Genomic DNA, 21179 nt, shown 5'->3' on the forward strand with positions numbered 1-21179 from the left:
GGCCGGTTCAAGTAACGCACAGATCGCGGCGGATACGGCTGGATTACGCGGATATCACCGGCGCGGTCACCGCGGCGGTCAGCCGGATCAGATCGGCGGGCGCCAGCTCGATTTCCAGCCCGCGTCGGCCCGCGCTGCACAGCACGCGGTCCCAGGACAACGCCGAGTCGTCGATCACGGTGGGCAGCGGTTTGCGCTGGCCGAGCGGAGAGATACCGCCGAGCACGTATCCGGTGGTCTTCTCCGCTCGCGTCTTGTCGGCCATGCTCGCCTTCGACGCGCCGAGCGCCGCGGCGGCGGCCTTGAGCGACAACGTGTTCGGCACCGGAAGCACCGCGACCGCGAGCGAACCGGTGGCCAGCTCGATGACCAGCGTCTTGAAGATCTGCTCGGCCGCGACCCCGAGTCCGGCGGCCAGGGCCTCGACCGCCTCGGTGCCGTAGGAGTCGGCGCGCGGATCGTGTGTGTAGGTGTGCACCCGGTGGGCCACCTCGGCCTGGGTCAACGTGCGGATCGCCGGTGTCGAGCCTGCTGCCATGGCCGAAACCTTAGCGGCGGGGCAAGCCGCGGCCGCAACGGATTTTCCGGGTTTTCCTGGGCTTACGCCGCGATCCCGTGGCCGCGGGAACACCGCGGGGGCGGCGCATGTTGTAGGCGATACACAGCGCTCGGATGGATTTCCATCGCGTGAGCAGGCCCTATGGAGACGTGAAGGAGATGCCGGTGCCCGTGCTGCTCGACGATCGCCCAGTATGGACCGAAGTATCGCCGACGGAAGGCGGGTTCTCGGTCGATGTGCCGTTGCCGGTAGATTTGGCAGGTACGGCGACCGAAGGGACAGGTGTGACGAGCGACGATGACGTGGTGGCCGACAATGTCGCAGCCGTCGACGATGCCGAGCTGACACAGCGGTTCGAGCGGGACGCGCTCCCGCTGCTCGACCAGCTCTACGGCGCCGCGCTGCGCATGACCAGGAACCCGGCGGATGCCGAGGACCTGGTCCAGGAGACCTATGTCAAGGCGTACCAGGGGTTCAAATCGTTCCGGGAGGGCACCAACCTGCGTGCCTGGCTGTACCGGATCCTGACCAACACCTACATCAATTCCTATCGCAAGAAGCAGCGGCAGCCTGCGCAGTACCCGACGGACGAGATCACCGATTGGCAGTTGGCCGCGACCGCCGAGCACACCTCGCAAGGCCTGCGCTCCGCCGAGGTCGAGGCGCTGGACGCGTTGCCGGACGACGACATCAAATCCGCGCTGCAGGAGTTGCCGGAGGAATTCCGTATGGCGGTGTACTACGCCGATGTCGAGGGCTTCCCGTATAAGGAGATCGCCGACATCATGGGCACCCCCATCGGTACGGTGATGTCCCGGTTGCACCGCGGCCGGAAACAACTGAAGGGTTTGCTCGCCGACGTGGCGCGCGAGCGTGGATTCAACCGTTCGGGGGAACGCCAGGAGGTCAACCAGTGAGCGAGCGCAGCGAGCGGGACCCCGACATGGAGCTCGACTGCACGGCGGTAATCGCCGACGTGTGGTTGATGCTGGACGGGGAGTGCGACGATGCGACCCGTGCCCGGTTGCAGCACCACATGGAGCACTGCAGTCCGTGTATCGAGGCCTATGGCATCGAGGAGAAGATCAAGGGCCTGCTCAGCCGTAAGTGCGGTGGTGACCGCGCGCCCGAGGCGCTGCGTGAGCGTCTGACCATCGAATTGCGCCGCGCGGTCATCGCCACCGAGAGTTCGGTCGAGACCTCCGATTGACCGGTTCGCACATGCCGAGCGGCACGCCTTCCTGCTGGAAGTGCGTGCCGCTTCGCGTTGTGCGGGCCGAGCGTGCTCAGGCGTTGGGCCGCTTGCCGTGGTTGGCCGCGTTTCCCTTGCGGCTGCGCTTCTTACGTCCGCGCTTACCCATGAGTAGTCTCCCTTCTGGTTGAAGGCCATTGTTTCATGTGTGGTTGGCTGTACCGTCAGCGGATACAGGCCAACGAGGAATGGGGTGCCATGGCGGAGGAAGTGCTCGCCGAACTGGTGTCGGTCGTCTACCAGGTGGTCGTCGAAGAGGGCGACCAGGTCGTGGAGGGCGATACGCTGGTGATCCTCGAGTCGATGAAGATGGAGATCCCGGTGGTCGCGGAATCCGGCGGCACGGTGACCTCGATCGGCGTCAAGGAAGGCGACGCGATCAAAGCCGGGCATCTCATCGCGGTCATTTCCTGAGCGATCCCAGCGGTAGACCTTCATGGCAACACTGAGCGAGCTACTTGCCGAGCACACCGACCTACCCGGCGTCGCCGTCGACCATCTGCAGCGGGTGGTGGGCGATTGGCAGCTGCTGGCCGATCTGTCCTTCGCCGACCTGTTGCTGTGGGTCGGTGCGGGTCCGGTGGTCGAGGGAGCGGATATCGTGTGCGTCGCACAGTGCCGCCCGACCACCGCGCCCACCGTGCACCTGGAGGACCTGGTCGGCATGGTTGCCCGGCGGGCCGAGCATCCGCAGGTGTTCGCCGCGCTGACGACCGGAGAGATCGCGCGCGCCGACAGCGAGGTCGAAGCATCCGGCGTCTACCACCCGCATCCGGTGCACGCGATCCGCGAGGCGATCCCGGTGCGCTGCGGCGACGACGTGATCGCGGTGCTCAGCCGGGATACCGATATGCAACGTTCCCGGGTGCGCAGCCAACTCGAGAGTGCCTACGTGGCGTGCGCGGACGACCTGTGCCAGATGATCGCCGACGGCACCTTCCCGACCACAGAGGACCGCGCGGCCACCCATTCCAGCCCGCGCGCGGGAGACGGTTTCATCCGGCTCGACACCGAGGGCATCGTCGGCTACGCCAGCCCGAACGCGCTGTCGGCTTATCACCGGATGGGCTTACAGTCCGATCTGGCCGGACAGGATCTCGCCGTCACCACCCGTTCGCTGATCACCGACCCGTTCGACGCGCAAGAAGTGGTCGGCGACATCCAGGCGGCGCTGGCCGGGCGGACCGGGCGGCGCATGGAGGTCGAGGCGCGCGGCGCCACCGTGCTGCTGCGCACGCTCGTGTTGCGCCCGCACGGTGAACTGGCCGGCGCCGCCGTGCTCGTTCGCGATGTCACCGAGGTCAAGCGGCGCGATCGCGCGCTGCTCAGCAAGGACGCCACCATCCGGGAGATCCATCACCGGGTGAAGAACAACCTGCAAACCGTCGCCGCCCTGCTTCGCCTGCAAGCCCGGCGCACCGAGAACGAGGAGGCGCAGGTCGCGCTCACCGAGTCGGTGCGCAGGGTCACCTCGATCGCGTCGGTGCACGAGATGCTGTCCATGTCGGTGGACGAGGAGGTCGATCTCGACGAGGTCGTCGACCGGCTGCTGCCGATCATGGCCGATGTCGCCACCGTGCACACCGCGCGCATCAAAGTGCGTCGCGCCGGCTCGCTCGGCGTCTTTTCCGCCGAACGCGCGACCCCGCTGGTGATGGTGCTGACCGAACTGGTGCAGAACGCCATCGAGCACGCCTTCGATTCCGGCGAAAACGGCACGGTGACAATCCGTTCCGAGCGTTCGGCCCGCTGGCTCGACGTGATCATCAGCGACGACGGCCGCGGCCTGCCCCCAGGTTTCAGCCTGGAATCCTCCGATCGCCTCGGCCTCCAAATCGTCCGCACCCTGGTCACCGCCGAACTCGGCGGTTCCATCGGCCTGCACCCCGGCGCCGACATCGGCACCGATGCCGTCCTCCGCGTTCCCCTGGGGCGCCGCTCGGGCCGCTGAGAGCGGAATACCGGCACGCGTCGGCGGCCACCCGGGGTCGCCCGCGGCGGACCCGATCACCTTGGCAATCAACCGCTTTCGAGTGGAGTGCGGACAGGCATTGCCAATCGAACAGCTACCCGAACAACACAGCCCGGCACCTTAGGTGCCGGGCTGAAAATGCCTACCGGGCCGGGCTGCTGAATGGCCCGGAAGGCGGAATCGTCTTTTAAACGACGGTGCGGGTGCGGGTGCGCGCGTTCCGGCGCTTCAGCGCCCGGCGCTCGTCCTCGCTCATACCACCCCACACGCCGGCGTCTTGTCCGGACTTCAGGGCCCAGGACAGGCAGTCGGCGGTTACGGGGCAGCGAGCGCAGACCAGCTTGGCATCGGCAATCTGCGCGAGCGCCGGACCACTGTTACCCACCGGGAAGAACAGCTCAGGGTCCTCATCGCGACAGATGGCCTTGTGGCGCCAGTCCATTCCTCTGCTCCTTTGCTGGGCGCCGCGCAGGGCGCCTATGGTTTGTGGATCGTTCACTTGTGCGACTCGAATGTTTCCGCACGGTTGCTTGTGAATGCTTTCACGAACACCGTAGATGTCAATAGGTATGCGGTGCACCGTGGGGAAGCTCACGCTCTGAAGGCCCCCGCAGGGGGAGCCTGCCCGGTCCTTTGTACTCGCTCTACCTGCTTTTCGCAGCACAACCGCGATGTTTTTCCCGGCGTTTCGTGCTCAGTGTGGCTGTGGCGCTACCACGGCGAGGATGTCGGGCACCGCCGTGAAGTCCACCACGTTGCGCTTCCCGATGAAGTCGCCATCGATTTGCAGGCCGATGGGTTCTTTGGACTCGATTCGTACGGTGCGAACGTTGTCTTCGCGAAATAAATTGCGGGACTTAGGGTTTCCATTCGGCGTGAGAAGTTGACGCGCGAGCAGGAGCGTCGGAACCACCGCCATGGAGCGCATGGCGAACACGCCGAGCCCCGTTTCGAACCGGGTTCCGGGGTTGGTGTGGACCGGTGTGGCGTTCAAGTAGGTCCAGGGTGTGGTGTTGGTAACGAAGGCGTAATGCACGCCAGCTACGGGCTCATGGCCTGGAATTTCGACCCGAACGCTCGGTTCTGCGCGTTTTGCGCGGAAAAATTGTCGCACAGTTGTTCGAAGATAACGAGCCGGGGTGGCGGTGCGGCCCCGGGCGCGGCTCGCGTCGATCGCCTCACAAACGTCGGCGTCCAATCCGACGCCGGCGCTGAAACAGAACCAGCGATCGTCGGCGGTGCCGAGGCCGATGCGGCGATCGGACGCCACCGTGAGCAGATCGATGAGCTGGTTGGTGGCGGTGACAGGGTCCGGTGAGATGCCGAGCGCTCTGGCGAACACGTTCGCCGAGCCGCCGGGGATCACGCCCAAGCGCGGCAGCCACGCTTGGCCGTCGTCCAGCTCGGGCAGCGGCAGGAAGCCGTTGATGGTCTCGTTGACCGTTCCATCGCCGCCGTGCACGACGATCAGGTCCATCTCGTTGGTAGCAGCCCACTGCGCCAGTTCCGCCGCGTGACCACGGTGCTGGGTGTGCGCAACGGTCAGCTGAGTGCGGCTCTCCAGCGCGTGCGCCAGCAGGTCTCGGGTCGCCGGTGTAGTCGAGGTGGCATTCGGGTTGACGATCAGCAACGTCCGCACGTTCGAAGCCTAGTTGGCGGCTGCGTCGGGCCGGAAAGCGGCGAGCGACGCCCGGTGGAATGCGCTGCCGATCTACACCGGCCGGTGGCGTGGTTGTCCGGGTCGTAGGCTTGCCGCGTGAGTGAGCGTCAGCGAGTGAATCGAGGACACAGCGCGCGGTCGCGCACGACGGAGGCGAGTATCTGCGAGGCGGAGTCGTGAGGGAGCGTCAGCGAGTGAACCGGGAACACGGTGCGTCGGCGGGCACGGTGGAGGCGAGCGTCTGCGAGGCGGAGTCGTGAGGGAGCGTCAGCGAGTGAACCGGGAACACGGTGCGTCGGCGGGCACGGTGGAGGCGAGCGTCTGCGAGGCGGAGTCGTGAGGGAGCGTCAGCGAGTGAACCGGGAACACGGTGCGTCGGCGCGCACGGTGGAGGCGAGCGTCTGCGAGGCGCAGTCGTGAGGGAGCGTCAGCGAGTGAACCGGGAACACGGTGCGTCGGCGGGCACGGTGGAGGCGAGCGTCAGCGAGGCGCAGTCGTGAGCGCCGAGGGTTCGGCGCGGGTGCCGACGACGGTGCGGGCGGCCGGTGGCTTGGTGACGCTCGAAGGGGTGGTCGCCGTGGTGGTCGCGGTCGTGCTGGTCGTGCGCGGGCTGCTCGGTCACGACCAGACCGCGACCAGCGGCTACGGCACGGCCGCCTGGTTCGGCATCCTCGGCGGTGCGGTACTGGCCGCAGGCGTCGGCCTGCTGCTCGGCAAACGCTGGGGCCGCGCCATCGCCGTCATCGCCCAGCTGCTGCTGCTCCCGGTCACCTGGTCGCTGCTCACCGACTCGCACCAGCCGGTCTACGGCGCGCTGCTCGGGCTGGTCGCGGTCACCGCGCTGGCGCTGCTGTTCGCTCCGCCGTCCACGCGGTGGATGGCGCAGGACTACGGAGTGGAACCGGAGTAGTTCTCGGCCACGTCGCGCAGCGCGGCCCGGCAGAGGTGGTCGGCGTGCCTGGTGGTTTCCGGTAGCCGGTGGCGCGGGGTCACGGCGAGCACTCGAGCGCAGGCGGTGTCGAGGTCGATGCGGTGCCCGACGGAGACGAAGACCGGTTTGACGCCGGTTCTGGTGCGTAGCGCGCGTCCGACCACCTCGCGGTCGATGGTGATGTCGCTGGCGGCGCCGCGTTGTGGACCCGGTTCGGCGTAGTCGCCCCACACGGTTTTCGCGACGCCGATCGTCGGCACCCCGGTGAGCAGTCCGAGGTGGCAGGCCAGGCCGAAGCGTCGTGGGTGTGCCAGTCCCTGTCCGTCGCAGATCAGCAGATCCGGTGCGGTGTCGAGCTTTTCGAGCGCGGCCAGGGTGGTCGGGATCTCGCGGAAGGCGAGCAGGCCTGGTACGTACGGGAAGGCGGCGACGCCGTGCGCGACGGCGGACGATACCGGGCGCAGTGTGGCGGCGTCCAAGACGACGGCCGCGGCGGCGACGGTGCCGGTGTCGTGGTAGGCGGAGTCGAGTCCGGCCACCGTGCGGAACCGGGTTCCCGGCGGTGTGACCGGATCGACCAGCGGCCGCAGTTCGTCCTGCATGGCCATGGCCGCCTCGGCGGTGGTGGGCCAGGGCGCGCGATCGACCCGCGCGAGCCAGGACATCGGCGTTACCGCGCCTCGGCGGCCAGCTCGCTGAGCGCGTCGCCCGCCAGCCGGTAGCCGACCCATTCGTCCTGGACCACGGCACCGATCGACTCGTAGAAGTCGATCGACGGCTTGTTCCAGGTCAGCACCGACCAGGCGACGCGGCTGTAGCCCTTGTCCACCGCCTCCTTCGCCAGGGCGGTGAGCAGCGCCTTGCCGTAGCCCTTGCCCCTGGTCTCCGGCTTGACGTACAGGTCTTCCAGGTAGATGCCGTGCATGCCGTCCCAGGTGGAGAAGTTGAGAAACCAGATGGCGCAGCCGAGCAGACCCGTCGCGCCCGCCACCACGTGCGCGAAGACCTTCGGCTCCGGCCCGAACAGCGCGGTGCGCAGTTGCTCGGCGGTGACCGAGCACTCGTGTCGGGCCTTCTCGTACTCGGCCAGGTCGTAGACGAGGTCGACCAGCGCGGGCACGTCGGACGGGACGGCGCGCCGCAGAACCGCGTCGCCGAGATCGACGGTGTCCGGCTCACTCGCGCTGGGATCACCGGGCTCGGCCGCGCTCGCATTGCCGGCGTCGGGATTGTGTGCGCTGGAATCGCCGGGCTGGGTCGCGCTCGCGTTGATGGCGTCGGCGTCGTTTGCGCTGGGATCGCTGAACTGGGTCGCGCCGGGGTCGGTTGCGCCGCGGTCGACGGCGCGAGGATCGGTCTCGCCGGGATCGGTGGCGGTGCGGACGGTTTCGGTCACAGTGATGCTCCGTTGGGTACCAGGTTGTGCGCGTGGATGGTGCGCGCGTCGTGCTCGTAGCCGAGTACGGTCAGCGCACCGGTCGACATGGCGAAACGGCAGCCCTCCCTGACGTCGAATTCGGCCCATCGGGCGATCAGCGCGCGGGAGAAGTGGCCGTGCCCCACCAGCACGATATCCCGCTCGGAAAGCACCGGCGCAACGGTGGCCAGCGCCCGGTCGGCTCGCGCGCTGACCTGATCCGCGGACTCGCCGTCGGGCACATCGCCGGTCCAGATGGTCCAGCCGGGCGCGGACTCGCGGATCTGCGGGGTGGTCAAGCCCTCGTAGGCGCCGTAGTCCCATTCGGCGAGGTCGGTGTCGATCACGGCGCCGGTGAGCCCGGCCAGCTCGGCGGTGCGCACCGCGCGTTGCCGAGGGCTGGTGTGCACCAGCGGATTTCGCAGCTTCAGCGCGTCCAGCAGGCGCCCGGCGGCCTCGGCCTGCCGCTCGCCGTGCTCGGTGAGCGGCAGATCGGTGCGACCGGTATGGCGCCGCTCGCGGGACCAGGCTGTTTCGCCGTGCCGGAGCAGGACCAAGCGGACGCCATCGTGTACGGACATGCCTCCCATCATGGCCGCGGCCGCGCAGCGCCTCCCGCGCCGGGTCCGCTGACGACTCCGCCTCGCCGGCGCTCGCTCACGACTCCGCCTCGCTGGCGCTCGCCTCCGTCGTGCGCGAAGGCGCGCTGTGTTTCCGGTTCACTCGCTGGCGCTCGCTCACGACTCCGCCTCGCTGGCGCTCGCCTCCGTCGTGCGCGAAGGCGCGCTGTGTTTCCGGTTCACTCGCTGGCGCTCGCTCACGGCCGGATCGGCTTCCCGAGTTCGAGGACAACCAGCGGCAACGAACGGGTGACCTTGGCCTGGTACTCCGCGAGCAACGGATTGTTCGCCACCACCCAGCCCACGAACTCGTCGTACTCGGCGCCCTCGAGCGCACGCGCACTGGCGTGGTAGGTGGTCGAACCCAACTCGATGGTGACGCGGGAATCGGCTTTCACGTTGTAGTACCAGGCCGGGTACTTGCCCTCGATGAACGAACTCACGTACAAGATTTCGCCACGCCGCAGCAGGCCGAGCGGGACCACGTGCGGTTTACCGCTTTTGGCCCCGGTGGTGGTGAGCAGCAACAGTTCACCGCCTTCGTAGGCTCCGCCGACCTTGCCGCTGTTGTCGCGGAACTCCTGGATCACGCCGTTGTTCCAGTGGGCGATCTCCGCATCGGAGTATTCCTGATTCCACGGCGCGTCCGGGTCGTCGTAGGACGTGGGGTTGGATTCCGATGCGGTGGACTCGGTTTCGCTCATGCACACAGTGTGCCGCAGGTCACCGACAAGTTCGGGCGGTCTGCCGTGCGGCATCTGTGTGCCCGCAAGCTGCACCGAACCTGGAAAACCGATGTAGCGCCGAACCGGCTCCCGACAAACACCGTTCAGCCGAGGGCGTGCAGCTCGCCGTCGCGCAGTTCGAGCACGGTGTTACCCAGTACCGCAAGGGAGATGGGCCTGCCGGTGTAGCCCGGACGCTCCACCGGGATGCGCCCGACCTCGGCACCCGTGGCCGGGTCGAGGATGGCGAGCGCGCCGGTGGTGGGCAGCAGCAGTTTGCCCGCCATGAGCGCGGGCGCGCCGAGGGCGGTACCGGAGGTCCACAGCGGGTCGAATGTGCTGCCGTTCAAGGCGATCACGCTGTTGCCGGTGAAGACCAGGTAGGCCGATCCGATCCGGGTGGTCGTGGCGTCCTGGCTCAGCGGCGCCGAAAGCTGATGCACCACGATGGGGTTTCCGTTTCCGTCGTAGACCGCCAGGCGCGGTGGCAGCGACTCCGCGCCCGCGGAGATGCCCGGGACGTACAGCACGATTCGGCTGTCGGATACCGCGACCACCGTGGCGTCCGCGGAATCCATTCCGGTGCCGGTCAATACGTGCGAGCCGTACTCCTCGGGCACCGTGTTGTCCTTCGGCGCCGGGTTGAGCACGGTGAGCCGGTTGGCCGGGTCGGCGGGGCAGCGTTCCAGCACGGCGAGCCGGGACGGACTGGAACTCGACGAGAGCAGCGTGCAGCCTCTACGCGGTTGGGTCTTCACGTTCACCGGCGCGTCGACGAAGCCGTACTCCACGGTGCGCACCAGATCCGACCGCCACATCTCCAGCCGCCGCGGTCCCTGCGCGAGGACGTAGGTACCGTCGACCGACAGCCGCACGCTCGAATCCATGTAGCTGCTGCGCGCGGTGCGACGGTCGCCGCTGTCCCCGGACAGCAACGTGGTCTGGCTGCAGCCGCGGTCGTCGCGGTACACCGCCACGACCATGCCGTACTGTCCCTCGATCCCGCACAGCGGCAGGTCGCGCCGGTACTTCCAGAGCTGATCGCCGGTGCGTGGATCGCGGCCGATGACGGTGTCGTCGGCGCCGGTGACCGCGACGCCGCCGGACACGAGCGCTCGCGCGCTCGCGCTGTCCGGCGCGTGCCACAGTTCGCGCAGCGAAGTGGGCAGCCGCTCGGCCGCGACCGGGGTGGTCACGGTGGTCGCCGCGGTCACCGATTCGGTGCCGTGCGCGTCTCCGCGCACCCAGACCACGACCCCCGCGACCACCACGAGAACCGCGATCGCCACGGCAGCGATGATGTCGGCGCGTGTCCGCCGCTCGGGTGCGAGCACGAGTGCGAGACTAGCGGATCAGAACGGTCAGGCCGACGCGGCAGCGGCGGCCTGGGCCGTGCTCTCGGCGCCGTCGGCCGCCGCTTCGCCCTCCGCGGACCTGCGCCGCCTGCGCCGACGACGCGCAGGCCGGTCGGCGGACTCGGCCTCGTCGGCACCGCCCTCGGTCGAAGCGTCGGCGCCTTCGTCGGTCGCGGGCTGTTCTGTCGCGTCACCGGCTGGCTTGCGCCGCCTGCGCCTGCGTCGCGCGGGCCGGTCCGCGGTATCCGTGTCGGCGGTAGCCGGTACGGCATCGTCGGCGTCGCTGTCGTCGCCGCTCTCGGCGACGTCGGGCGTGCCGTCGATCGGCTGACCGCCACGGGTGCGCTTGCGGTTGCGCTTGCGTGGGGCGCGGGCCGGGCGCTCGGCCACGACCTCGTCCGGGTCGCGCTCCGGCTTCGGCTTGCGCACCAGGCCGGTCACGCCCTCGGGAATGCCGAGCTCCGAGTAGAGGTGCGGCGAGCGCGAGTACGTCTCGACCGGATCGGGGATACCGAGTCCGAGCGCGCTGTTTATCGCCGACCAGCGGGTGAGCTCGTCCCAGTCGATCAGGGTCACCGCGACGCCGGTGCGTCCGGCCCGGCCGGTGCGGCCGATCCGGTGCACGTAGGTCTTCTCGTCCTCCGGGCACTGGTAGTTGACGACGTGCGTGACGTCGTCGATGTCGATGCCACGCGCCGCGACGTCGGTCGCGACGAGCACGTCGATGGTGCCCTTGCGGAACTTGGTCAGCGCCTTCTCGCGTGCGATCTGCCCGAGGTCGCCGTGGACCGCACCGACCGCGAACCCGCGCTCGGCCAGCTCGTCGGCCACCTTCTGCGCGGTGCGCTTGGTGCGCGTGAAGATCATCGTGGCGCCGCGGCTGTCGGCCTGCAGAATGCGGGCGATCAGCTCGCCCTTGTCCAGGGCGTGGGCGCGGTAGACGAACTGCGCTGTGCGGTCGTGCACGGCGGAGTCGTGCGGCTCCTCGGCCCGAATGTGCGTCGGGCGGGTGAGGAAGGTGCGCGCCAGCGTGATGATCGGGCCGGGCATGGTCGCCGAGAACAGCATGGTCTGGCGCTTGTCCGGGACCATGCCGAGAATGCGCTCGATGTCCGGAAGGAAGCCCAGGTCGAGCATCTCGTCGGCTTCGTCGAGCACGAGCACGCCGATCTTGCCGAGGATCAGGTGCTGCTGGTCGGCGAGGTCGAGTAGTCGGCCCGGCGTGCCGACCACCACGTCCACCCCCGTGCGCAGCGCCTCGATCTGCGCCTCGTAGGGGCGCCCGCCGTAGATCGACGCGACGCGCAGTGGTCCCTGGTGGTTGGTCAGGTATTTGCCCGCGTTCTCCAGGTCCTTGGTGACCTGGAGGCACAGCTCCCGCGTCGGCACGATGACCAGCGCTCGCGGCGTGCCGTCCAACGGCGTCGTACCGGATTCGGCGGTCGCGATGCGGTGCAACAGCGGCACGCCGAATCCGAAGGTTTTACCCATACCGGTGCGGGCCTGACCGATGAGATCCTCGCCGGCGAGCGCCAGCGGGAGGGTCAGTTCTTGAATGGCGAAAGTACGTTCGATGCCGATCTCGCCGAGTGCGCGGACGATTTCCGCGCGCACGCCCAATTCGGTGAAAGTCGGGGCGGTATGCGTTGCGTCCAGTTCGGCCGTCAACAGGGTGTCCGCCAGTCCCGGTTCCTGATCGACTGTGATCTTGCTCAGGTTCGTGCCTTCCTCGTAATCACGTCCCGCGCGCACGAGGTGGGGCGGACCGGGCGGTCCGCGACGACCACGACTCCGCAAGCGATACTCACCCGGCCACGCTCCGGATGTCGGGCGCCGGCCGAAAAACGGCGGCTACCTCGCAAGACATCGGCGCGGCGCAGTGGTGACGCGGATCTGGTGCGCGCACATTTTCCTGTCCAACGAAAACCTCGCACCCGAAACCTGTCAGCGGTCCCAGCGGTGTCCCGCGGGTTCGCGTGAGCGCGGCGTCCGGCAACTCCGTCGAGCGAAACTTTTCGTTGTCCACGGTGATTGTAGCGTGATATTGTGCGCCGCTCGAATTGCCACTGCGGCGCGCTATCGAAATAGGTGGAAACCCGCAGCGCGCTTTCGCGGCGCCGGGCGTCGACGTACGCTGCGCCACATGGCAATTCATCCGGCCCGGCAAATCTGGGCCACACTCGAACCGCTACACGATGTCGTCTATTTCGGAACCGGCGTCAAGGAGGCGGGCGTCGGTATCGGGCTGCGTGGCTACTGGCAGACGTACTTCGCGTTTCGCGCCGCTCCGCTCGGGGCGGTGACGCCGGCGACGGTGCAGGCGCTCTTCGCCGGATTCCATCCCGACATGGTGCATCGGGCGCTGCCGGAGGCATGGGAGCGGGCCACGCCGCAGCGCTGCTCGGCGGCCAGGCTCGACCTGGTCACCGGCCTGCTGCGCGGTATCGGCGCGGATGAGGCGGTGTGCGCTCGCGCGGTCGAATTGCTCGCCCCGGTGCAGCGCGCGGCCGACCCGACCGGCCGGGCCCTGTTCGCCGCGAACGCGGCCTTGCCGCTGCCCGCCGACCCGGTGGCCGGTCTCTGGCAGCTGGCCACGTCGCTGCGTGAGCATCGCGGTGACGGTCATGTCGCCGCGTTGCTCACCCACGGCCTGACCGGACGCCAGGCACTGGTCGCGCAAGTCGCGGCGGGCAAGGCGCCGGAATCGGTGATGCGGCCCGCGCGCGGGGTGTCGGAAGCGGAATGGGCGGAGGCCTTCGACGAGTTGCGGGCCAGGGGAGTGGTGGACGGAGAACCGATCACCCCGACGCTCACCAGCAGCGGAGCCGAACTGCTGGCCCGAGTGGAGGCCGACACCGACGAGGCCGCGTGGACGGGAGCCCTCGCCGTGCTGTCGTCCGACGCGATGGCCGAGTTGACCGCGTCGCTCGAGCCGCTGGTACGTACCGTGCAGAGAGCGGTGGTTCCGCCGCTCAACCCGGTCGGCATGGGGCAGCGGTAGGCGTGAAACCGGGACTTGCCTGTTACCGTCGGTACCGTCATGTGGGACATTCGTTGCCGTGAGCCTTGCCGACACTGTCTCCCTCGCCGCGCGCAACGCGTGGGCCCTCACCTTCGGCTCCGGCATCGAGACGCCGGACCCGACTCCCTCGACGGTGCTGTGGGATCGGCCGCACCGGCAACTGCGACGGTTCGAGCGCGCGGACAGCGTTGCGGCGGAACGAGATTCGGCCGTCCTGCTGGTTCCTCCGCTGGCCGCGCCCGCCACCTGTTTCGACCTGCGGCCCGACCAGAGCCTGGCGCGGTTCCTGCTGGAGACCGGCCACGATCCGTACGTCATCGACTACGGCGAGATCTCCTTCGCGGACCGGCGCATGGGGTTCGAGGACTGGATCGACGGCATCCTCCCGGAGGCGATGCTGCGCACCAGCGCCGACCGCGACGGACGCCCCGTCGACCTGGTCGGATGGTCGATCGGCGGCACGCTGGCCCTGCTGACCGCGGCGGCGCACCCCGAGCTCCCGATCCGGTCCATCACGGCCGTCGGCTCGCCCCTGGACTACGACCGCATGACCGGCATCCCCCAGCTGCGCGCGGTCGCGAAACTCACCGGCGGCCGGGTCACCTCCACCGTCATCCGTGCGACCGGTGGCGTGCCCGCGGCGCTGACCCGGATCGGCTACAAGGTCACCGCCTGGGACCGCGAGCTGACTCGGCCGTGGTTCGTCGCGAACAATATCGCGCGCACCGAGGCGCTGGCCAGGATGGAGACCATCGATCGCTTCATGGCCGAGATGCCCGGTTATCCCGGCCGCTTCTACGGCCAGCTGTGGCGCAGGTTGATTCTCGGCAACGACATCGGACGCGGTGTCGTCCGGCTGGGGGAGCGCCGCATCGAGCTGGCGAAGGTGACCGCGCCGGTCCTGCTGATCGGCGGGCCCGCCGACGTGATCACCCCGGCCGCCGCCGTCCAGGCGGGCACCCGCACCCTCACCGGCGCGGCACTGGTCCGGTACGAAACCGCGCCCGGCAGCCACTTGGGCATCCTGGCCGGACCGACCGCGCGCGATACCACATGGAGTTATCTGGAGAAGTTCTTGGCAGACCCCGCGTAACCCGCGCCGAGTATTACGCTGGGGCGCATGGGAGCACAGTCACCTGCCGCGTCAGGTGTTTCGTCGACCGACCCAGCAACCCTCTCCATCCCCCCGAGTCATCCGGGCGTCACCGATCTGTTCGCGGTGCTCGCCTACGGTGAGATCTCCGCGTTCTACCGGCTGGCCGAGGAGGCGAAACTGTCGCCGACCCTGCGGGGCAAGGTGGCGGTGGCGACGATGGCCGCGGCCGAGATGGAGCACTTCAAGACGCTCGAGTCCGCGCTGGCCGCACGCGGCGCCGATATCTTCGACGCCATGGCGCCGTTCGTGCGGGCGCTGGATGCCTATCACGCCTCCACCGATCCCTCCACCTGGCTCGAGTCGATGGTGAAGTTCTACGTCGGTGACGGCATCGCCGCGGACTTCTACACCGAGATCGCGGGCGCGTTGGCTCCCGACGTCGCCGCGGTGGTGCGCGACGTGCTCGCCGAGACCAGCCACTCCGAATTCGTCATCGAGGAGGTGCGCCGGGCGGTCACCGAGAGCCGCTCCGAGCGCGACCGGCTCACGCTGTGGGGCAGGCGGCTGCTCGGCGAGGCGATCACCCAGGCCCAGTACGTCATGGCGCAGCGTGACGAACTCACCGACCTGGTCCTCACGGCCACCGGCGATCTCAACGGCATCGCCGCCCTCTTCGAGCGGATGCAGGCCAGCCACGCCGAACGCATGGCGGTCCTGGGCATCTGACGCGCGGGGCTACTCGTTCACCGCGCGGTTGGGGACCAGCCGGAGGCCGGGTGCGTGCGTGCTGGCCCGGTCGGCCAGCCAGACCACGACGCTCTGGTCGCGGTCGGCCTCCAGGGTCTCGAACGGGACCTCGACCGGCCCGTGCACCGGATGGTCGAGCTGGAGTGTGCCGGAGCTCGAGGCGCCGACCCGGTGCGGTTTCCAGCGGTCGGTGAAATCGGGGATTCCGCGCAGTGCCTCGATCATCTCGAGGAGTGAATCATCGCCCGGGCGATGGAGTTTGGCGCGGCAGAGCGCGGCGCTGAAGGTGTCGGCGGCGTGTTCCCAATTGTGCAGGACGCGCCGCGCGGCGGGGTGCATGAAGGTGTACCAGGCCAGATTGGGCTGATCCGGACCGTCCAGCAGGCCGAGCGGTGCGACGAAATCGGCCCACGCCTGGTTCCAGCCCAGCACGTCCAGCTTCCGGCCGACCACGAAGGCGGGAGTCGGCTGCAGGGCCCGCAGAATCGCCTCGATCGTCGCGGGCACCTGATCTTCGGCGGACTCGCTACCCGCGAATTGCGAGCAGCGCGATTCGTTGCCCGAGGCGAGCGCGAGCATGTTGAAGTACTGGCGGTCCTCGCCGCGCAGCAGCAGCGCGTTGGCCAGGGCATCGAGCACCGCGGCCGAAGGGTTGGTGTCGCGGCCCTGCTCCAGCCGGGCGAGGTAGTCGGCGCTGACCCCCGCGCGGACGGCGACTTCTTCACGACGCAGACCCGGCGTCCTGCGCCGTCCGCCCTCGGGCAGCCCGACGTCCGGCGGTCGCAGCTCGGCGCGCCGTGCGATGAGGAACTCCGCGAATCCGTTACGAGCCATGCGTCCCATCGTGCCCGGTCCAGGGACGGTTATCCGCGCCCTGTCAGGTCCAGGATAACGGCGGTGTGGCTAACGGACCGTGGTCCGGTCATTGTCGGAGCTATGACATCTACCTCGGAATCCACCACCTCCACTCAGCTGAAAGCCGGTTCCTGGGCGCTGGACGCCGCGCACTCCTCGGTCGCCTTCACCATTCGCCATCTCGGCATCTCCAAGGTGCGTGGCGGATTCACCCGATTCGAGACCGAATTCGTGGTCGACGAGTCCGGCGCGGCCACCATCGGCGCGACGATCCACCTCGATTCGTTCGACACCGGGAACCCCGACCGGGACGCGCACGTCCGCGCCGCCGACTTCCTCGATGTCGCCAACCGTCCGACGCTGACCTTCCGCGCCACCAGCCCGGTGGTCGTCGCGGAGACGTTCGAGGTCGAGGGCCAGGCCACGATCGGCACGATCACCAAGCCGGTCAGCTTGGAGGTCGAGTGGGGCGGCGTGCAGGACTTCGGCCCGACCAACGACCGGCACGCGGGCTTCTCCGCCACCGGCACCATCAAGCGCACCGATTTCGGCGTCGGCGGCTCGTTGCCCGGCATGCTCAGCGACACGGTGAAGATCGAACTGGAGATCCAGCTCATCGAGCCGAAATAGGAGCTGCGGGGACGGTGTTCGCGAAGGGCGAACAGCGTCCGGTGGATCGCAGGCCCCGATCTCCGACTGCCGACGTGACCACTGATCTCGCAGGTACACGGGTAACTCACCGGGTACGCCCAGAACTCGAGCGGCACCCGACGCAGGACCTGAACGCAATTCCAGTGTCACCCGACCGGTACGGCCAGAAGATCCGGAGAGGTGGGGGAGCACTAACCTGGGGATCGACAGCACAGGACTCTCAGGTTCGGAGGTTGGCCGTGGAGGTCAAGATCGGTATTTCGGATAGCCCGCGCGAGCTGGTGATCAACAGCGCGCAGACCCAGGACGAGGTCGAGAAGCTGGTGTCCGGTGCGCTGGGCGAGGACGGCGGGGTCTTGTCGCTCGTCGACGAGAAGGGCCGCAAGTTCCTGATTCAGGCTTCGAAGGTCGCCTATGTGGAGATCGGCTCGCCCGCCGGCGGCCGCGTCGGTTTCGCCGCGGTCTGATCCCGGCCTCCGGCCCGCACGCAACGAGCCCCTGTCCTCGATCGCTCGGGGACAGGGGCTCGTTCGTCTTTGTGCCCGTTCAGCCGATCGGGTGCAGCGGCACGTGCTTCAGGCCGCCCCAGGCGAGCGAGACGGTGGTGTCGACCGCCTCCTCCTTCGGGATCGGCCGATCCGCCTCCAGCCAGTAGCGCGCTGTGAACTGGCTCGCGCCGACCAGCCCGACGGCCAGGATGCGCGCGCGGTAGGGGTCCAAGCCCGAGTCGTGCGCCACCAGGTCGAAGACCGCGTCCACGCACGCTTCGGTGGCCTGCTCGACCCGGCGCTGCACCTGCGGCTCGCTGGTCAGATCGGACTCGAAGACCAGGCGGAAGCCCTGCATCTCGTTGTCGACGAAGTCGAAGTACGCCTGCACCGCCGCGCGCACGCGCTGCTTGTTGTCGGTGGTGGACCGCAGCGCCTGGCGCACGCTCGACACGAGCATGTCCACATAGTTCTGCAGCACCGCGAGGTAGAGCTCGAGTTTGCTGGTGAAGTGCTGATACAGCACCGGCTTGCTCACTCCGGCGCACTGCGAGATCTCGTCCATGCCCGCGGCGTGGTAGCCGCGCTGGACGAAGACTTCGCTTGCCGCGGCGAGTAGCTGTTGACGTCTCTCGTCGCGCGGAAGCCGGGTACCGCGTTTGGCGGGTGCCATGGCCTCGGACGACGATCTGCGGGACGTCATCCGGTCCACGAGGTCAGTCATTTCGGCTCTCCCAGTCGATTCCCCGGCAGAAGGGGTGTGCACCGGGTTATCCCATGAACGATACCCGGTTGTCGCCAGCCCGCGGATCGGGGCCGGAGAACTGATGCCACCCGGTGAGAATTGTCGCATCGACCGGGCCCGCGGTGTGCCCGTGAGCGAGCGTCTGCGAGTGAACCGAGGACACAGTGTGCGGCCACGCGCGACGGAGCCGAGCGCCGGCGAGGCGCAGTCGTGAGCGAGCGTCAGCGAGAGAACCGAGGACACAGTGTGCGGCCACGCGCGACGGAGCCGAGCGCCGGCGAGGCGCAGTCGTGAGCGAGCGTCAGCGAGAGAACCGAGGACACAGTGTGCGGCCACGCGCGACGGAGCCGAGCGCCAGCGAGGCGCAGTCGTGAGTGGGGAGCGAGCCTGTGAGACGCTGGTTGGCGTGACCGACCCACCGGAGCGAAAGTCCGCCGGGAGGCGCGGTGCACGCGACCCGGCTGGCTCCGGCGCGTCCAGGTCCGTAGGGTCGGACCCCATGGCGAGAACCTGGCCAGAGGCGCGATCGAACCGAGCGGCTCGAACCGGGGCGAAGCGGTCCGGTGCGGGCGGTGGGTCACCCGGCCGAACGGCGAGGAACCGGAAGCGTTCCACTGAGACTCCCGAACCGTCTGTGCCGCAGTCTGATTCGACTCCGCCGCAGCGGGATCAGGACGGCGTCGAGATCTACGATCCGCTGGGCCTCTATCGCCAGAAGGGCGAGCGTTCCCACCAACCGCTGCGCGCCCGCTGGGATCCCACCGCCCCCGACGAGGGCAGAGCCAGGGCACGTCCCGACCGGGACGCCAAGAAGCAAAGCGCCCTCGGCAGATTCGTCTCGACCTACGGTTGGCGGGCGTACGCCCTCCCGGTGCTGATCGTGATCACCGTATTGGTGGTCGTGGACGCGATCCGCGCCACCGGCAACGGCAGCACCGATGACACGAACACCACCGCCGTCACCGGCACCCCCGACGCCACCGGGGCGGACGCCGGACTCGGGCGCCTGAGCTCGGGCACCGCGACCGTGGGCATCATCGGCGCCCCGCCCGGGGACGGGCACTTTCCCACCGATCTGCCCACCGGGGCGCTGCCCGAGGGCGGGCCGTTCACCGAGACCGGCGCGGGCACCTGGCGCGTCGTGGCCGGTGCCACCGCACAGGTCGGCACCGGAACTCAGACGGTCTTCCGCTACACCGTGGAGATCGAGGACGGCGTGGACACCTCCGCCTTCGGCGGCGACGAGGCTATGGCCACGATGGTCGACTCCACCCTCGCCAACCCGAAGGGCTGGGCACACGACAGCAAGTTCGCGTTCCGCCGGGTCGACCAGGGCGGGGTGGACTTTCGCATCTCGCTCACCTCGCGAGGATCCAGCCGCAAGGAATGTGGGTTCGACATTCCGATCGACACCTCCTGCTACAACGCCAGCGGCCGTCGCGTGGTGCTGTCCGAGGTCCGCTGGGTGCGTGGCGCGCTGGCGTTCGAGGGCGATATCGGGTCGTATCGGCAGTACCTGATCAACCATGAGGTCGGCCACGCCATCGGCTATCACCAGCACCAGCCGTGCGAGACCGACGGGGGGCTCGCGCCGGTGATGATGCAGCAGACCTTCGGCACCAGAAACGACGACATCGCCGTGTTGGACCCGCACGGCCTCGTCCCCAAGGACGGCAAGCGCTGCCGGTTCAACTCCTGGCCCTACCCGCGCGGGTAGGGGTGTGGAATGTCGACGATCCAGCCGCGACGGACAGGGTGGGTTGTCGCCGCAGGCCGGTGATGCGCGACGATGGGTCGGGAAGAAGGGGCCGGTCGTCGGTGTTGCATAGTTGGGCGCCCGCGAAGGGCGCGCCATACCGCCGTCCGATCGGCCAAGCGATTCGAGGAGTCCTGGACGTGTCATCACCCAAGTCCCTGCCGCCACTTGTCGAGCCGGCCGCGGAGCTGACCAGGGATGAGGTAGCCCGGTACAGCCGACACCTGATCATCCCGGATCTCGGCGTGGACGGGCAGAAGCGTCTGAAGAACGCCAAAGTGCTGGTGATCGGCGCGGGCGGTCTCGGCTCGCCCGCCCTGCTGTATCTGGCCGCCGCGGGCGTCGGCACGCTGGGCATCGTCGAGTTCGACGAGGTGGACTCCTCCAACCTGCAGCGCCAGATCATCCACGGTGAATCCGACATCGGCCGCCCCAAGGCCGACAGCGCGCGCGACTCGATCCTGGAGATCAACTCCGGTATCGATGTGCGGCTGCACAAGATCCGGCTGGAACCCGAGAACGCGGTCGAGCTGTTCGGTGCATACGACCTGATCGTCGACGGCACCGACAACTTCGCCACCCGCTACCTGGTCAACGACGCCGCGGTGCTGGCGGGCAAGCCGTACGTGTGGGGCTCGATCTACCGGTTCGAGGGCCAGGTCTCGGTGTTCTGGGAGGACGCGCCGGACGGACGCGGCATCAACTATCGCGACCTGTACCCCGAGGCCCCGCCGCCCGGCATGGTGCCGTCCTGCGCCGAGGGCGGTGTGCTCGGCGTGCTGTGCGCGTCGATCGGGTCGGTGATGGTGACCGAGGCGATCAAGCTGCTCACCGGCATCGGCGAGCCCCTGCTTGGCAGGCTGATGGTGTACGACGCACTGGACATGAACTACCGGACGATCAAGCTGCGCCGCGACCCGGAGCGCCAGCCGATCACCGAGCTGATCGACTACGAGGCGTTCTGCGGCGTGGTGTCCGAGGAGGGGCAGGCGGCCGCGGCCGGGTCCACCATCACCGCACGCGAGCTCAAGGACTTGTTCGACGCGGGCAAGGAGATCGAGCTGATCGACGTGCGCGAGCCGGTCGAATGGGACATCGTGCACATCGAGGGCGCCAAGCTCATCCCGAAGGACCGCATCCTGTCCGGCGAGGCCCTGGCCGAGCTGCCGCAGAACCGCCCGATCGTGCTGCACTGCAAGACCGGCGTGCGCTCCGCCGAGGCCTTGGCCGCCCTGAAGCGGGCGGGCTTCGCCGACGCCACCCACCTGCAAGGCGGCGTGATCGCCTGGGCCAACCAGATCGATAAATCGCTGCCGGTGTACTGAGCT

Annotated in this window: 24 protein-coding genes; 12 read left to right on the top strand and 12 right to left on the bottom strand. The window is 68.6% G+C overall.

Going from position 1 to position 21179, the window contains the following annotated elements; genetic code table 11:
- Positions 1-43 precede the first annotated feature (43 nt).
- On the bottom strand, positions 44-538 hold the full coding sequence (ybaK, locus tag OHA40_RS22450; protein WP_330228855.1) for a Cys-tRNA(Pro) deacylase: 495 nt from the start codon (positions 536-538) through the stop codon (positions 44-46).
- 305 nt (positions 539-843) lie between these two features.
- Between ybaK and OHA40_RS22455 the strand changes: the two genes are divergently transcribed.
- Both OHA40_RS22455 and rsrA read left to right on the top strand, forming a co-directional pair.
- Positions 844-1476 (top strand): sigma-70 family RNA polymerase sigma factor, encoded by a 633-nt coding sequence (locus OHA40_RS22455; protein ID WP_330234326.1) that lies wholly within the window; start codon positions 844-846, stop codon positions 1474-1476.
- 26 nt (positions 1477-1502) lie between these two features.
- Entirely contained in the window at positions 1503-1769 is a 267-nt protein-coding gene (gene rsrA, locus OHA40_RS22460; RefSeq protein WP_330234327.1) for a mycothiol system anti-sigma-R factor, read from the top strand.
- Between the two features lie 76 nt (positions 1770-1845).
- On the opposite strand, the gene OHA40_RS34765 is transcribed toward rsrA, so the two are convergent.
- A complete protein-coding gene (locus OHA40_RS34765; RefSeq protein WP_022597109.1) occupies positions 1846-1920 on the bottom strand; it encodes a 50S ribosomal protein bL37 in 75 nt (24 codons plus the stop codon).
- Between the two features lie 89 nt (positions 1921-2009).
- Here OHA40_RS34765 and OHA40_RS22465 point away from each other — a divergent pair, with 89 nt between their 5' ends.
- Both OHA40_RS22465 and OHA40_RS22470 read left to right on the top strand, forming a co-directional pair.
- The gene (locus OHA40_RS22465; RefSeq protein ID WP_330234328.1) at positions 2010-2225 is read left to right on the top strand and encodes a biotin/lipoyl-binding carrier protein; all 216 of its coding nucleotides are present in this window, start codon (positions 2010-2012) and stop codon (positions 2223-2225) included.
- Positions 2226-2247: 22 nt separating this feature from the next.
- A complete protein-coding gene (locus OHA40_RS22470; protein WP_330228856.1) occupies positions 2248-3762 on the top strand; it encodes a sensor histidine kinase in 1515 nt (504 codons plus the stop codon).
- A 208-nt stretch (positions 3763-3970) separates the two neighbouring features.
- Here the strand turns inward: OHA40_RS22470 and OHA40_RS22475 are convergent, their stop codons facing one another.
- Positions 3971-4225 (bottom strand): WhiB family transcriptional regulator, encoded by a 255-nt coding sequence (locus OHA40_RS22475; protein ID WP_011211115.1) that lies wholly within the window; start codon positions 4223-4225, stop codon positions 3971-3973.
- Between the two features lie 252 nt (positions 4226-4477).
- Positions 4478-5422 carry a diacylglycerol/lipid kinase family protein gene (locus OHA40_RS22480; protein ID WP_330228857.1) on the bottom strand — a complete coding sequence of 315 codons (945 nt, stop codon included), beginning with the start codon at positions 5420-5422 and terminating at the stop codon, positions 4478-4480.
- A gap of 517 nt (positions 5423-5939) precedes the next feature.
- On the opposite strand from OHA40_RS22480, the gene OHA40_RS22485 reads away from it, so the two are divergent.
- Positions 5940-6353, top strand: a complete 414-nt coding sequence (locus tag OHA40_RS22485) for a hypothetical protein (RefSeq protein ID WP_330228858.1) — start codon at positions 5940-5942, stop codon at positions 6351-6353.
- Here the strand turns inward: OHA40_RS22485 and OHA40_RS22490 are convergent.
- From OHA40_RS22490 to OHA40_RS22515, 6 genes are all read right to left on the bottom strand, one after another.
- On the bottom strand, positions 6332-7039 hold the full coding sequence (locus OHA40_RS22490) for an endonuclease V (RefSeq protein WP_330228859.1): 708 nt from the start codon (positions 7037-7039) through the stop codon (positions 6332-6334). The genes OHA40_RS22485 and OHA40_RS22490 overlap by 22 nt on opposite strands.
- 5 nt (positions 7040-7044) lie before the next feature.
- The gene (locus OHA40_RS22495; protein ID WP_330234329.1) at positions 7045-7518 is read right to left on the bottom strand and encodes a GNAT family N-acetyltransferase; all 474 of its coding nucleotides are present in this window, start codon (positions 7516-7518) and stop codon (positions 7045-7047) included.
- A 248-nt stretch (positions 7519-7766) separates the two neighbouring features.
- Positions 7767-8372, bottom strand: a complete 606-nt coding sequence (locus tag OHA40_RS22500; RefSeq protein WP_330228860.1) for an acid phosphatase — start codon at positions 8370-8372, stop codon at positions 7767-7769.
- Between the two features lie 236 nt (positions 8373-8608).
- Entirely contained in the window at positions 8609-9115 is a 507-nt protein-coding gene (locus tag OHA40_RS22505) for a nitroreductase/quinone reductase family protein (RefSeq protein ID WP_330228861.1), read from the bottom strand.
- Between the two features lie 125 nt (positions 9116-9240).
- Complete coding sequence (locus OHA40_RS22510) at positions 9241-10470, bottom strand: Rv3212 family protein (RefSeq protein ID WP_330228862.1); 1230 nt, start codon at positions 10468-10470, stop codon at positions 9241-9243.
- A gap of 27 nt (positions 10471-10497) precedes the next feature.
- Positions 10498-12174, bottom strand: coding sequence for a DEAD/DEAH box helicase (locus tag OHA40_RS22515; protein ID WP_330234330.1), 1677 nt, complete (start codon positions 12172-12174; stop codon positions 10498-10500).
- A gap of 460 nt (positions 12175-12634) precedes the next feature.
- Between OHA40_RS22515 and OHA40_RS22520 the strand changes: the two genes are divergently transcribed.
- The 3 genes from OHA40_RS22520 to OHA40_RS22530 are packed head-to-tail and all read left to right on the top strand — an operon-like array spanning position 12635 to position 15335.
- Positions 12635-13492 carry an SCO6745 family protein gene (locus tag OHA40_RS22520; protein WP_330228863.1) on the top strand — a complete coding sequence of 286 codons (858 nt, stop codon included), beginning with the start codon at positions 12635-12637 and terminating at the stop codon, positions 13490-13492.
- A 58-nt stretch (positions 13493-13550) separates the two neighbouring features.
- The gene (locus OHA40_RS22525; protein WP_330228864.1) at positions 13551-14606 is read left to right on the top strand and encodes an alpha/beta hydrolase; all 1056 of its coding nucleotides are present in this window, start codon (positions 13551-13553) and stop codon (positions 14604-14606) included.
- A 27-nt stretch (positions 14607-14633) separates the two neighbouring features.
- Complete coding sequence (locus tag OHA40_RS22530; RefSeq protein ID WP_330228865.1) at positions 14634-15335, top strand: ferritin-like fold-containing protein; 702 nt, start codon at positions 14634-14636, stop codon at positions 15333-15335.
- Positions 15336-15344: 9 nt separating this feature from the next.
- On the opposite strand, the gene OHA40_RS22535 is transcribed toward OHA40_RS22530, so the two are convergent.
- A complete protein-coding gene (locus OHA40_RS22535) occupies positions 15345-16190 on the bottom strand; it encodes a helix-turn-helix transcriptional regulator (protein ID WP_330228866.1) in 846 nt (281 codons plus the stop codon).
- A 102-nt stretch (positions 16191-16292) separates the two neighbouring features.
- Here OHA40_RS22535 and OHA40_RS22540 point away from each other — a divergent pair, with 102 nt between their 5' ends.
- Together OHA40_RS22540 and OHA40_RS22545 are read left to right on the top strand one after the other, a co-directional pair.
- Positions 16293-16841: a YceI family protein gene (locus OHA40_RS22540; protein ID WP_330228867.1), complete on the top strand. Its 549-nt coding sequence runs from the start codon at positions 16293-16295 to the stop codon at positions 16839-16841.
- Positions 16842-17101: 260 nt separating this feature from the next.
- A complete protein-coding gene (locus tag OHA40_RS22545) occupies positions 17102-17329 on the top strand; it encodes a DUF3107 domain-containing protein (RefSeq protein WP_330228868.1) in 228 nt (75 codons plus the stop codon).
- A 79-nt stretch (positions 17330-17408) separates the two neighbouring features.
- Here OHA40_RS22545 and OHA40_RS22550 read toward each other — a convergent pair whose 3' ends face one another.
- Positions 17409-18074, bottom strand: coding sequence for a TetR/AcrR family transcriptional regulator (locus tag OHA40_RS22550; RefSeq protein ID WP_330228869.1), 666 nt, complete (start codon positions 18072-18074; stop codon positions 17409-17411).
- A gap of 655 nt (positions 18075-18729) precedes the next feature.
- On the opposite strand from OHA40_RS22550, the gene OHA40_RS22555 reads away from it, so the two are divergent.
- Positions 18730-19812 (top strand): DUF3152 domain-containing protein, encoded by a 1083-nt coding sequence (locus OHA40_RS22555; protein WP_330228870.1) that lies wholly within the window; start codon positions 18730-18732, stop codon positions 19810-19812.
- Positions 19813-19991: 179 nt separating this feature from the next.
- A complete protein-coding gene (moeZ, locus tag OHA40_RS22560) occupies positions 19992-21176 on the top strand; it encodes an adenylyltransferase/sulfurtransferase MoeZ (protein WP_330228871.1) in 1185 nt (394 codons plus the stop codon).
- Positions 21177-21179 lie beyond the last annotated feature (3 nt).

It is taken from the genome of Nocardia sp. NBC_00508 (genome assembly GCF_036346875.1).
Lineage (GTDB): Bacteria > Actinomycetota > Actinomycetes > Mycobacteriales > Mycobacteriaceae > Nocardia.